Annotated in this window: 14 protein-coding genes and 1 pseudogene; 11 read left to right on the top strand and 4 right to left on the bottom strand. The window is 62.5% G+C overall.

The genetic code is table 11. The features are described from left to right. Positions 1-15: 15 nt before the first annotated feature. Positions 16-1,665 (bottom strand): glutamate synthase-related protein, encoded by a 1,650-nt coding sequence (locus C475_RS18970; RefSeq protein ID WP_006885508.1) that lies wholly within the window; start codon positions 1,663-1,665, stop codon positions 16-18. Positions 1,666-1,777: 112 nt separating this feature from the next. Continuing rightward, complete coding sequence (locus C475_RS18965; protein ID WP_006885507.1) at positions 1,778-2,281, bottom strand: redoxin domain-containing protein; 504 nt, start codon at positions 2,279-2,281, stop codon at positions 1,778-1,780. A 359-nt stretch (positions 2,282-2,640) separates the two neighbouring features. Between C475_RS18965 and C475_RS18960 the strand changes: the two genes are divergently transcribed. Continuing rightward, on the top strand, positions 2,641-2,919 hold the full coding sequence (locus C475_RS18960; RefSeq protein WP_006885506.1) for a hypothetical protein: 279 nt from the start codon (positions 2,641-2,643) through the stop codon (positions 2,917-2,919). Positions 2,920-3,046: 127 nt separating this feature from the next. Continuing rightward, the gene (locus tag C475_RS18955) at positions 3,047-3,652 is read left to right on the top strand and encodes a hypothetical protein (protein ID WP_006885505.1); all 606 of its coding nucleotides are present in this window, start codon (positions 3,047-3,049) and stop codon (positions 3,650-3,652) included. A 9-nt stretch (positions 3,653-3,661) separates the two neighbouring features. Here C475_RS18955 and C475_RS18950 read toward each other — a convergent pair whose 3' ends face one another. Both C475_RS18950 and C475_RS18945 read right to left on the bottom strand, forming a co-directional pair. Beyond that, a complete protein-coding gene (locus tag C475_RS18950; RefSeq protein WP_006885504.1) occupies positions 3,662-4,546 on the bottom strand; it encodes a hypothetical protein in 885 nt (294 codons plus the stop codon). A gap of 73 nt (positions 4,547-4,619) precedes the next feature. Beyond that, positions 4,620-4,823, bottom strand: a pseudogene (locus C475_RS18945) (citrate/2-methylcitrate synthase); the annotation flags it as partial. Positions 4,824-5,245: 422 nt separating this feature from the next. Here C475_RS18945 and C475_RS18940 point away from each other — a divergent pair. The 9 genes from C475_RS18940 to C475_RS18905 all read left to right on the top strand — a co-directional run bounded on the left by C475_RS18940 (position 5,246) and on the right by C475_RS18905 (position 12,710). Further along, positions 5,246-5,506, top strand: a complete 261-nt coding sequence (locus C475_RS18940; protein ID WP_006885502.1) for a hypothetical protein — start codon at positions 5,246-5,248, stop codon at positions 5,504-5,506. A gap of 163 nt (positions 5,507-5,669) precedes the next feature. Continuing rightward, on the top strand, positions 5,670-6,302 hold the full coding sequence (locus C475_RS18935; protein ID WP_006885501.1) for a helix-turn-helix domain-containing protein: 633 nt from the start codon (positions 5,670-5,672) through the stop codon (positions 6,300-6,302). Between the two features lie 122 nt (positions 6,303-6,424). Next, entirely contained in the window at positions 6,425-6,778 is a 354-nt protein-coding gene (locus C475_RS18930; protein WP_006885500.1) for a winged helix-turn-helix transcriptional regulator, read from the top strand. Continuing rightward, on the top strand, positions 6,779-8,146 hold the full coding sequence (locus C475_RS18925) for a dihydrolipoyl dehydrogenase family protein (protein WP_006885499.1): 1,368 nt from the start codon (positions 6,779-6,781) through the stop codon (positions 8,144-8,146). Between the two features lie 282 nt (positions 8,147-8,428). After that, entirely contained in the window at positions 8,429-9,178 is a 750-nt protein-coding gene (locus tag C475_RS18920) for a methyl-accepting chemotaxis protein (protein WP_006885498.1), read from the top strand. Between the two features lie 294 nt (positions 9,179-9,472). Then, on the top strand, positions 9,473-10,870 hold the full coding sequence (locus tag C475_RS18915; protein WP_049930971.1) for an FAD-binding oxidoreductase: 1,398 nt from the start codon (positions 9,473-9,475) through the stop codon (positions 10,868-10,870). A gap of 168 nt (positions 10,871-11,038) precedes the next feature. Continuing rightward, positions 11,039-11,329 (top strand): bacterio-opsin activator domain-containing protein, encoded by a 291-nt coding sequence (locus tag C475_RS22560; protein WP_082223367.1) that lies wholly within the window; start codon positions 11,039-11,041, stop codon positions 11,327-11,329. A gap of 86 nt (positions 11,330-11,415) precedes the next feature. After that, positions 11,416-12,438: an NAD(P)/FAD-dependent oxidoreductase gene (locus C475_RS18910; RefSeq protein WP_006885496.1), complete on the top strand. Its 1,023-nt coding sequence runs from the start codon at positions 11,416-11,418 to the stop codon at positions 12,436-12,438. 65 nt (positions 12,439-12,503) lie between these two features. Then, positions 12,504-12,710 carry a hypothetical protein gene (locus C475_RS18905; protein ID WP_006885495.1) on the top strand — a complete coding sequence of 69 codons (207 nt, stop codon included), beginning with the start codon at positions 12,504-12,506 and terminating at the stop codon, positions 12,708-12,710. Positions 12,711-12,713 lie beyond the last annotated feature (3 nt).

Raw genomic sequence — 12,713 nt, 5'->3', positions numbered from 1 at the left:
GGAAGCACGGACGACTCACCTCCCGACGCCGGCGTATTCGACGCCGGTCAACTCCGCAACGTCTCGTTTCCACGCGGTCAGGTCGCGGCGCTCGAATCCAGAGAGACTGTCGTGTCCGCAGGCGCGGGCCATCACGTTCATCAGTTCGACCGTCGCCTCGAAGAAGTTTCGCAGTCCGTTCGCGGCCGAGTCGACGACCAGCCGGTCACGTAAGTCCTCGCGCTGTGTCGCGATGCCGACGGGGCAGTTGTTCGAATCGCAGGCGCGCATCCCGAGACAGCCGATGGCCTGCATCGCCGCGTTGGCGACCGCGACGCCGTCGGCCCCCAGTGCCATCGCCTTGATGAAGTCCGACTCGGTCCGAAGCCCGCCCGTGGCGATGAGCGTCACCTCGGCCGCACCGCGCTTGTCGAGATACTCGCGGGCGCGGGCCAACGCCGCCATCGTGGGTACCGAAATATTGTTCTTGAACACGTCCGGCGCGGCTCCGGTCCCACCACCGCGGCCGTCGAGGATGATGTAATCCGCACCCGCCTCCAGCGCGAAGTCGATGTCGGCTTCGACGTGCTGGGCCGAGAGCTTGAAACCGACGGGGATGCCCCCACCGACGTCCCGGACCCGGTCGGCCATCTTCGCGAAGTCTTCGGGAGTCTGTAGGTCCGGGAACCGGGACGGACTCACCGCATCCGTACCCGGTTCGAGGTCTCGAACCTCGGCGATCCGTCCCTGGACCTTCTCGCCGGGCAGGTGTCCGCCGGTTCCCGTCTTCGCGCCCTGGCCGGCCTTGAAGTGGAACGCCTGGACCCGCTCGACGTGGTCGATGTCCCAGCCGAACTTCCCGCTGGCGTACTCGTAAAAGTATCGCGAGTTAGCTTCCTGCTCCTCCGGGAGCATCCCGCCTTCCCCGGAGCAGATCCCCGTCCCGGCGCGTTCGGCGCCCTCCGACATCGCGAGTTTCGCCTCCTCACTGAGTGCGCCGAAGCTCATGTCGCTGACGAAGATCGGGATCTCCAGCGTGAGCGGATTCTCCGCGTTCGGTCCGAGCACGAGTTCCGTGTCGACCGGTGCCTCGTCATCGAGCGGGGTCTCGGCGAGTTGGGCCGTCTGGATCTGCAGGTCGTCCCAGGTGGGTAACTCCGTTCGCGGGACGCCCATCGCCGAGACCGGCCCATGTTCGCCGATACCCTCCGGCCCGTGCTGAGCGAGCTTCTGAATGTAATGCGTGTACGGTTCTTTTTCGTAGTCCGGTTCGCCGTAGAACTCCGGGTCGGTGGTGCTGTCGGCTTCCTCTGGGTCCCCGTAGGGCTGGGGGTTGTCGGCGGCCCACGCCCGGATCTCGGCGGCGTCGACGTAGACGGCGTCGTCGCCCTCGTCGACTGCCGCCGGAAACTTCTCGAGCTGTTCGCTGTTGTCGTACTCGCTGATCCCCGTATCGAAGCGGTAGTCCCAGCCGTGAACGCCACAGATGAGGTTCGTCCCGTCGACGTGGCCGTCCGCTAGCAGGACGCCCCGGTGCAGACACCGGCCGTAGAGGACCGAGACCGTGTCCCCGTCACGGACGACAACGAGGTCGACGTCCCCCACGCGAGCGTGGGTCGGATCGCGGTCGTCGAGGTCACTCCAGGTCGCGACTCGTCTCGGCTCCTCGAACGCTTCTCGTCGCATTTCGTGGAAACTGTTTTGCCGGGCGATTAACTGTAGCTTACACCGACGTAATCCGATGCCGTAGTGGGGCAGTTCGACCCACTCGTGACATCGACCTCTAGCCAACCCGGTCTCAGGACGGTTCGAACAGGTCGGTCGCACGTTTGATTTCCGTCCAGTCTGGCTGCTGTGAGGGCGTCTCGGCGCTCCAGGCGTAGCGCACGGTCCCGGACCGGTCGATCAGGAAGACCGAGCGCTGGGCGACCTGCCTGTGACGCGCGATCTCGTCTGCGAGGACGTCGTAGGACGCGGCAACGCTCCCGTCGCTGTCTGAGAGCAGTGGAAATCCGAGCGTCTCCTGGCGCGCGAACTCCCGATGACTGTGGACGCTGTCGGTCGAGATACCGTAGACAGTGATGCCGTCGTCGAGGTCGAACCACGACAGGTTGTGTAGCGAACAGACGTTCTCCCGGCAGGCCGGATGGAAATTGAACACGTAAAAATTCAGCAGGACCGGACGCTCTTCGAGCGCCGCGGAGAGGGAGTACTCGGCGATGTCGTCCCTGTCGTTCCCGTCGTCGTCGCGAGCGGTTCCCGGGAGGGTGAACTCCGGTGCAGTGTCGCCGACATCGAGCATACGATCACCCGGCGACACATGGTAATAATATCTCGCTAACCACCGAGTTACCGCCTCACGTGGAATCTTAGTGCAGCGTCAATCGGCCCCCGTCACACGGGGTCGCCCTTCGGGGAGTCCATCGCGTTCGAGTACCCTGTGCCAGTGGATTTTCGTTCAGCTCGTTCCGGAATCCGAACTCGTGTAAAGTTCCAGCCGCCGCGCCTATCTAATTGTGCGGTGATGGAGGCGTTACCCACTGAAATTACGAGAATAGACACCGCCATGCGTGTCTTGAGACCCGCCAGGCTTCAGAGCAGTCGTGCATCCGTCACGAATATCCGGGATACAGTTAATCCGATCCCGCCCGTTAGGAGAGTATGGTCGGAGAAACGCTTCCGACGGAAGCGGAGCGTCCGCCACAGGCAGACGTTCGACCGGAGTCGTACGCGGTCCGGGTAACCGAGGAACGCGTTCGCGTCTGGCAGTACCGCGCGACGCTCTCCGAACCGGACGGCGAGTGGCACCACGTCGAGACGCTCAACCGGGACAACGAACCACGACTCTCGCTGGACTACGCCACGCTAGCGGCGCCCGACGACGACGACGGCTACTGGATATACAGCAAGTCGTACGACTGTTCGATGGACTGCGAGTGACTCGACGGGAGCGGATCGAGCTGGTCGGAACCCGAACCGACGGTCCGGAACCGTCGGGCCGAGAATCGGGTTACGGGCACGTTACCGGGCGTTGAAGCCAGTTTCGTGACTCCCTGGAGATGAGAGAATGCCGGAGTGCAACTACTGCGACGAATCGTTCGAGAGCGAATCGGCGTATCTCGACCATCTCGAGGGCCAACATCTCGGGGAACTCGGACCGATCGACAGACGACGAGTCGGTGTCGACGAAGGTGACGACGAGGAGACGCGCGCCACGGGGCCGATCCTGTTGGGCGGGATTCTGGTCGTCACGGTGGCGATCGTCGGATTCGTGCTGTTCTCGCCGTCGGGGGGCGGCGGAGACGTGACCCCAGGGCAGGAACCGACCGACCTCGGTGCGGTCCACTACCACGGGACGATGGAGATGGTCGTGAACGGTCAACAGGTCGATTTCGGGCGGCAGCGATATCAGATGCAGTCGAACGCGTTCCACTTCGAGGGCGGCCGCGGGACGCGGTGGCACGTCCACGCTCGGGGCGTAACGCTCCAGTACGCGCTCGGCACACTCGGATTCAACGCGACGGAGTCGTCGGTGACATATCAGGGGACGACGTACCGAGACGGGAGTGCGAACACGACGGTTCGGATCACGGTGAACGGTGAACCGGTGACCCCCAGGTCGTACGGGTTGCGAAGCGGCGACCAGGTCCGGGTCGTCGTCGAGCGGTCCTGAGACGGATATTCACAGGATCAGGGTCGATCGACCCGTGAGCAGGAAGACGACGACGAGATAGAACGCGGTCCCCAAGGCAGCGCTCGTCAGAACGACTGAGTCTGGGTCCCGGGCCGGGAGTGCGTACTCCGCGAGCGGGATGCCCGAGAGTTCCGGTCGGGTGAGAATACGATTCATCATCCCGCCGAACAGACCCACGAGGATCGGTCCGAACAGGACGCTGTTGAACGCCCGCAGCAGCCATCGGGTAGCCTCGTCACCGAGCCTGAACGTCGCGACGGGGCCGAGGACCGTCGACGGTTCCGGGAGCAGGCCGACCGCCCCGCCGTAGTTCGCGTACAGGAAGACCAGACTCCCGGCTGCGATAGCGAGCAGTTTGACCATTCCGGCCCGAGTGTCGTCGACGAAGCGGGGAACGACGAACAGACCGACGAGGAAGACGACATTCATCGCGAGCCAGGGGCCGAGGTCCTGGAGCGCGAGCGGGAGTCCGGTCGCGAGGATCCCCGTGCTGAACCAGTCGAGGCTCACCAGCCGCGTGTTCGGGCACGAGCCCGAGAGGACCTGTCGCCTGTGGCCGGGATGGAGCAGGTGGACCGCGATTCGCACGACCAGGAAGGTCGGTACCAGAAACAGGTAGGCGATCAGACGGACCTGCAGGCCGCCGGGGCTGGTGACCGCACCGATCGCGACCGCTGTCGAAAAGTCTAGAACGCCGTTGACGAACCAGAAGGTGAGCAGTGACGGTGCGAACAGGCAGGTGTTCAGCATCGCCGCGAGGTGTCCCGTCGAATACCCGAACTCCTGGTCCAGTAGCTCTCCGAACGCGGACCGAAGTCCGGTCCCCAGATGGACCAGCGGTTCGAATCGCGCCCGCAGCGGTTCGAATCTCATCGCTGGACACTCCCGGGGCCCGACAGTGGCGTCCGAAATCGGTCCGGGACGGTCACGGGTCGGACGACTGCTCGTCGACGAACGAAGCGAGTTCCGACCGCGTCGGTACCGACCCGTTCCACAGCAGGTACAGAACCTCCTCGAAGGTGGCCTGTCGGGCGAGTTCGGCGATCGGATAGCCGCGGTACCACAGTTCACCCGCGTCGCCGTCTATCTTCGAGAGCTTCGATTCCGTTACGAGCACGCCTTCGAGACCGTGCCGCACCTGGTCGGTCATACGGTCCGTTCGCGTGTTCACCTCAATAAATGACGCCTAAGACCGGCGTAACGCGGCTTCCTGCAGGTTACCTGGTCGTCTTCGTGCGCTGATGTGAGAAAGATGCATACACGGAACAGCTATAATATCACACTCCACCGAGGATGACGTGCGGCGAAGTGTCGCTAGCTGCCCGTCGGTAGACGCTCCGAAGCCGACTAGCGATGAACCGTCGCGCCCGAACCCGACCCCTTCCCATCTGCCCACAACTCCCATTCCGTCTCCCCCGGCGGATGGTTTTTAACAATTCATTCACATCCCTGATCTCGGTCGGGGTGAACTCGACGTAACACGGTGTACTACCCGTCAGCAAGACCTATTCGATCGGTCTGCTACTATCCGAGCAGACGTTGATCACCTCTCGTACACGATCGGACTCCCCAATGTCTCCGTCATCTCACACAGTACTGGTCGCGGTCGTCGACCAGTATCAGAACTCGGACGAGCCGGTGACAGCTCACAGCATCGCCGAGTCACAGGGACTCTCCGAAGAAGCGCTCACGCGCCCACTCGAATCTCTCTGTGAGTTGGAACTGCTCGAGTCGACGGAGCAAGGGTATCGACCGACCGTCACCGCACGGGAACTTCTCGCACTCGACATCGACCCCGACGACGTGCTCGTTCTGGATCTCGTCGAAGAGTGATACGGAGTATTGCGAGCGTTTCCCGGGTCGAGCGCACGAACTGCGTGCGGTCGATCCCGGACTGTCTTGCAATACTCCGTACGACGGCGACTCAAAGTTTCAAGAGGGCTCTTCTCGTACAAACACGTGTGCCTCCATCCAAGCGTACGAAAGGGTTCAGACAATGAGCGACGAGAATCAGTCAGATGGGATCGCCGGGGCACTGCACGAACTCGAGCGCGACGGGGATCGAAGCGAGGTCAGCCTCGCGGACCGCGAATACGCGATCTATCGGTGTCGAGATTGCAACAACGTCGTGCTCACGATGCAGGACTGCGACGGCGGAATGACCTGCCACGACGAGCCGATGGAGCGCGTGCGGGAGACGAAGCTCGACATTCGGCCGCCCGATATCCGACAGGTGCTGCTCGACGCGTTCGGCCTCCCCAAACCGGGACTCGACATCTGCCTCTGTGTCATCGGTGAGGGGCCGCTATCGCCGGGGGAACTGGCCGACCGACTCGACTACGACGAGAGCACCGTTCGGAACTACCTCAACGAACTCGTCGAATTCGGACTGCTCGAAAAGTCCCAGCTCAATCGCGAGTCGGGCGGATTCGTCAACGTCTACCACTCGATCGACTTAGACGAAATGCGTGAGGAGACGCTCGTGGGGTTCTATGCCTGGGCCGGTGAAGCGGCGTCGCTCATCGAGGAGGCGAACCTCACCAAAGAGGACTATCGGGAGAGCAATCTGGATGGGGGGCTGAACGAGGTCTTCTGGGAACGGTTTCGAGACGCGCAGTCCGAAGACTAATCTAGTATATAATTCTGACGGTGATTCGGAACGGGGATCCCGGTCTGTGATAGTTTGAGTATCACACGCCGTGTCAGTGGAGGTAACGCATGAGTTCAGAATCGACTGGAGTGTCGTGGCAGATGTCTAGTACGGGGAGCGGCGACCTGCTTTTCACCGATCCGGACGACGTGTTCGACGCGGTGCAAGACACCCTCGGACGGAAGTGGCACCTCCGTATCGTGTACCGCCTGCTGGAGAACGGCCCGATGGGTTTCAGCGCACTGAAATCGGCGATCGTCGGCGTCTCCTCGAAGATGCTCTCGGAGAGTCTGACTCGACTCGAAGACGACGGCCTCGTCGACCGGGAGGTCGTGAGCGACCAGCCGGTTCGCGTACAGTATTCGCTGACCGAGCGCGGACGCGGGCTGGAACCCGTCGTCTCGGCACTCATCGAGTGGGGCGCCGAACACGGCCCGGACCGGGAGGCGGAGTAGATGGCCGACTACGACGTCCTCGTCGTCGGCGGGGGCACCGGCAACAACGTCGCCGCCGCGGCGGCCGACGCGGGGCTCGAGACGGCGCTCGTCGAGAAGGGGCCGCTCGGCGGGACGTGTCTCAACCGCGGCTGTAATCCCTCGAAGATGCTGATCCAGGCGGCGACAGCCGCTAACCACGTCCGCGAGGCCGGCCGGTTTTTCCTCGACGCGACGCTCGACGACGTCGACTACGCGGCTATCGTCGACGACATGGACGAAACGCTCGCACCGATCGCCGAAGGGATGGAAGACAGGTATCGTGACAAGGAGCATCTCACCCTGTACAGAGACGAGGCAGTCTTTGTCGACGAGCGAACCGTCGAGGTGGGGAGCGAGACGGTCAGCGCCGACAAGGTCGTCGTCGCAGCGGGGTCCCGACCACTCGTCCCGCCCATCGACGGCCTCGACGAAGTGGAATACATGACGAGCACCGAGGCACTCTACCGTCGCGAACAGCCCGACTCGCTGGTGATCCTCGGCGGCGGGTACATCGCCGTCGAACTGGGCTACTTCTTCGAATCGCTCGGGACCGACGTGACTATCGTCGAGATGATGGACACGCTGGTCCCGCGGGAGGACCCGGACGTCGCCGAGACGTTCACCGAAATCGCCCGCGAGCGTCACGAGATCTACACCGGCCACCGCGCGACCGAAGTGACGTCCGACGGCGACGGCGTGACGGTCCACACCGAGACCGAAGACGGCGAGACGGCGGCAGCGACCGGCGAGGCACTGCTCGTCGCGCTCGGTCGCCGGCCCAACACCGACACGCTGGCCGTCGATGCAGCCGGGATCGAGACCGACGAAAAGGGGTTCGTCGTGACGAACGACCGACTCGAGACCTCGGCCGAGAACGTCTGGGCGCAGGGCGACATCGCCGACAACGCGATGTTCAAACACTCGGGCGACTACGAGACGCAGGTGACCGTCGAAAACGTCGTCCACGGTGGTGACCGGAGAGCCGACTTCACCGCGATGCCCCACGCTATCTTCACCGAACCGCAGATGGCCGGCGTCGGAAAGACCGAGGACGAGCTCCGGGAGGAGGGCCGGGAGTACGTCGTCGGCCGGGCGGACCTTCCGGACACGCCGATGGGTCGGGCGAAGAAGCTGGACGAGGGGTTCGTGAAGGTGCTCGCGGCGCCGGACGGCGAGATCCTCGGTTGTCACATGCTCGGCTACGAGGCGTCGACGATGATCCACGAAGTGGTCGTGGCGATGCGGGTGGGGTCCGGTCAGGTGTCGGACATCACGGACATCATCCACGCCCACCCGACGCTCAACAAGGTCGTCGAGTACGCGTTTCAGGACGTGACGCTATCGTGATGGTGCGTCGAGAAAGCCGCGGGTATCGCTTCCGTGAGGCGGCGCCGGGGCTCCCGATCAGTCGCCGAAGTTCTCCTTGTACGCGTCCGGGTGATTCTCTTTGGCGTGCTCTTTGAGCTCGCTGAGCGTGTCGAACGTCGCACCGCAGTCACAGGCGTGTTCCTCGTTGTCAGACATCGCGACTGATAACGCGTCCTCAACCGTTATATATTTCGTTAGGCTGTGTGCGAACGACACACAGATGGAAAACTCGACAGTTCCAGATCGGAGCGTGAGCGACCCGTGAACGAAACTACCGAGGGATCCGAGGGCCGGGAATCGGAGCGTCGGGCGAGCGACCTCGCCGCGAACCACAGTCGGCTGCTTTCGGCCGTCGGGACGGAGCTAAGCGAATCGAGCGAGGTGATCGAGACGCTGTCACGGAACGCGGCTGACGCGAACCGGTCGAGTTCGGAAACCGTCGACCGCGCCGAAACGGCCCAGACCTCCGCACGTGAGGCGCACGAAGACGTCCGAGAGGCCCGCCAAGCAGCGACAGAGGCGCGCGAACGGCTCGAAGCGCTCCAGGTGACGCTCGACGATATCGACGATATCACCGCGATCCTGAACGAGATCGCCGACCAGACGAATATGCTTGCGCTGAACGCCTCCATCGAGGCCGCCCGCGTCGGAGCGGACGGCGACGGGTTCGCCGTCGTCGCCGACGAGGTCAAGACCCTCGCCGAAGAGGCCCAGCAACAGGCCACGGAGATCGAGGCCATCGTCGCGGAGGTGCAGTCTGACGCCGAGGATACGATCGAGCGGATCGAAGCTGTCGACGACCGAACCGACGCAGCGTCGGCGTCGATCACCGAGACCGTCGAGGACCTCGACGCCATCGCGGAAAGCGCCGTCGAGACATCGCAGAGCGTCGACGAGGTCGCAGACACGACACAGTCGTTCGCGGACGACATGAACGACCTCGCGAGCAAGGTCATCGACGCGATCAGCCAGGCGAACGACCTCCAGCAACTGGTTGATGTGGCCGAGTGAGGGCCGGATTCAGCGTTCTTGGACGATAGACTGATCTGGCCCCGAAATCCTGTCAAAATCAGATTCCCTGCGAGCAGATAGGGTTTTATCACACCTATATTTATAATATCATAAAATAGCTCACAAGGTAGTTGTCTTCAGCAGTGTAGGGGATGAATCGACTGCTCAGTACGTCTGCATATTTAGCACCGTGATTTCCCCCTGCGTGTCACTCAGTTACTCATAACACCGTCTCGGAGTGAAATTGTCACCGGTTTACGTAGCCCGATCGCGTATCAGTAAACGAGATTAGAAATGTCATTAGAAGCACCACTCTCAAATAATGAAGCTGTTAGCGAATTCGCTGGGAGTCTACGCGGGTCCCTCATCCGACCAAACGACGAGGGCTACGACGAGGCACGGTCTGTCTGGAACGCGATGGTAGACAAACACCCGGCGCTTATTGCACAGTGTGCTGGCCCCGCAGATGTCATCAGCGCAGTGACGTTCGCCAAAGAGCAGAATATCCCCGTCTCGGTGAAGGGCGGCGGCCACAACATCGCTGGGAGGGCCGTTGAAGACGATGCTCTTCTGATCGATCTCTCACCGATGAAATCAGTGCGGGTCGATCCGGACGCGAAGACGGCTCGCGTCGAACCGGGTGTCGTGCTCAACGAACTGGACCACGAGACTCAGGCGTTCGGACTTGCCACACCCGTCGGCTACAACTCGACGACCGGCATTGCCGGACTGACACTCGGTGGTGGGTGGGGCTGGCTCTCGCGGAAGCACGGACTGACCGTCGATAACCTGCTTTCGGTCGATATCGTCACCGCTCAGGGCGAACTCGTCCACGCAAGCGAAGCTGAAAACGAAGATCTCTTTTGGGGGCTCAGAGGCGGCGGCGGCAACTTCGGCATCGTCACTTCCTTCGAGTTTCAACTGCACGAGGTCGGTCCGACCGTGCTGTCCGGACCAATTGTCTATCCGTTCGATGACGCCGAAGTGGTCCTTTCGGGGTATCGTGAGTTTGCCGCCAGTGCTCCCAACGATGCGACGGTCTGGTGTGTCATCCGGCACGCGCCCCCACTGCCGTTCATCCCCGAGGAGTGGCACGGCCGGAAGGTCGTGATCCTGGCGACGTTTTACGCCGGCGACATGGAGGAAGGAGAAGCGGTACTTCAACCGATTCGTGATGTCGGCGCTCCAATCGCTGACGCGGTCGGTCCGCACCCGTACACCGGTTGGCAGCAGGCGTTCGACGGCCTGGCCCCGGCTGGAAACCGACATTACTGGAAGTCCCACAACTTCGACGAGCTGACCGATGGGATGATAGAGACGTTCATCGAGTACGGGAAAACAATCCCAACCCCGGAGACGGAGATCGCCATCCCACACCTCGGTGGAGCGATGAACGAGAAACCCGTTGGCGCGACGGCCTACCCCCACCGGGACTTCGAGTTCACGATGGTTCTCCACACGCAGTGGATGGACTCCGAGCAGGACGAAGAGTGCATCACGTGGACGAGAGAGATGCACGAGGCGATGGCTCCCCACGCGACCGGCGGCGTCTACGCCAACTTCGTTCCCGAGGAAGTGGGTGATCAGCAGGCTGCCTACGGTGAGAACTATGACCGGTTGGTCGAGGTCAAAAACGAGTGGGACCCGGAGAACGTGTTCCGACTAAACCACAACGTCGAACCGACAAAATGACTGAGCCCAAAGTGGGCATTTTCTGAATACACCCTCGGTACTGAGTGAAGCAATGTGGCAAAAATTGGCCATAGAAACCGCTGTATGACGCCCTCAAACCTGTAACGGTAAGGCCGACTGTTCGACACCCGCGCAAAACCCTATTTGATATGCTTGTGTGTCTCTACCATGTGGGGCACAACAACGGACACCAGCGGTTCGGCAGTCGAAATCGAATTCGAGTTACGTGGTCGCGATTGTTTCTTCACCGATGCGTCTACTGTCGCCGACTGCCAGCTCAAACTTGAACACATGGTGAACCGTCCGGACGACCGGTTGCTGGAGTATTTTATCGTCGAAGAGGCCGCACCGGACGAGGTGCTGTCGCTGGTGGAGGGTTCGAAGGCGATCGACGAGGCCAGGCCCATCAGTCAGGGCATCGACAGCGGACTGTTCGAGTTCGTCGTCTCTGGGCCCTGATTTCGGGATCGAAAGGTAGTATCGGTGCCGTAACCCGGCTGCCGCCGTGCGTAGTTATTTATCGAAACGAACCCACATTTCCTGATATGAGTGAAGACACGGAGCACCACGAGTACGAAGTCGTCGTCGTCGGTGGCGGGCCGGCGGGAATGACCGCGGCGCTGTACAGCACCCGACTGGGGCACCAGACGGCGGTCGTCAGCCGTGGCGGCGGTCGAGCGGCGATGATGCAGGAGGTCCACAACCTGCTGGGCGTCCGCGAGGAGACCAGCGGCGCCGAGTTCCTGGGTATCGGCCAGGAACAGCTAGAGGAGTATGGCTGCGACCAGCACCGGGACATGGTGACGTCGTGTTCCCGGACCGAGGACGAGCGGTTCCGCCTCTCCGGTAACAGCGCCGACTACGAGGCCGATCGGGTCGTACTCGCCACCGGGTTCAACGACGTCCGACCCGAACCGCCCCTCCCGCGCACGGGTCGGGGGCTCCACTACTGTCTGCACTGTGACGCCCACATGTTCGTCGGCGAGTCGGTCTACGTGATGGGCCACTCCGAGAGCGCCGCTCACGTCGCGGGCATCATGCTGAACTTCACTGACGAGGTAGATCTGTTGACCCGCGGTGACGACCCCGAATGGAGCGACGACACGGGCGGCATCCTCGAGCGCCACCCTATCGACGTGATCGAGGAAGACGTTACGGGCGTCCAGAACGGCGAGGACGGCTGGCTGAAAGCCCTGGAGTTCGAGGACGGGACCGTCCGCGAGTACAAAGGCGGGTTCGCGATGTACGGCGCCGAGTACAACAACGGCCTCGCGCGGGAACTCGGCTGTGACATCAACGACGACGGGACCATCGAAGTCGGCGACCACGGCGAGACCTCCGTCGAGGGCGTCTACGCGGTCGGCGACTGCACGCCCGGCCACAACCAGATCCCGGTCGCACTGGGCCAGGGCGCGAAAGCGGGCATCCACGTTCACTTCCAGCTCCGTGACTTTCCCAGGGATCCCGACGAGCTCGACGAGTTCGGACCGGTCCGCTCCGACGAAGTCCCCGGTATCCCCGACGAACTGCTCGAACAGGCGGTCGACTTCCACACCTACGGCGAGTGAGCGGTCGAGTCGGAGCCGTACGATCCCGCGACCGATTTTTGAGGGGCGGGCTCCTCAGCCCACGTATGTCGACGACGTTCGAGACACCCGATGCCGAAGAGACGTGTGCGTACTGTGGTTCGCGCATCTTCGACCACGACCCGGTCTGTGTGCGGGACTGCACTGACAACTGCGCCTCGCCCACGTACTTCTGCAACTACGCGTGCCTGTCGTCGTACATCGACGAGGAAGACATGTCCGTGGGCGACGCCTGCGAGTGGTCGCCGGAGTAAGAC

Origin of the sequence: Halosimplex carlsbadense 2-9-1, assembly GCF_000337455.1 — an archaeon.
Lineage (GTDB): Archaea > Halobacteriota > Halobacteria > Halobacteriales > Haloarculaceae > Halosimplex > Halosimplex carlsbadense.
This window is presented reverse-complemented; position numbering and strand designations above follow the sequence as displayed.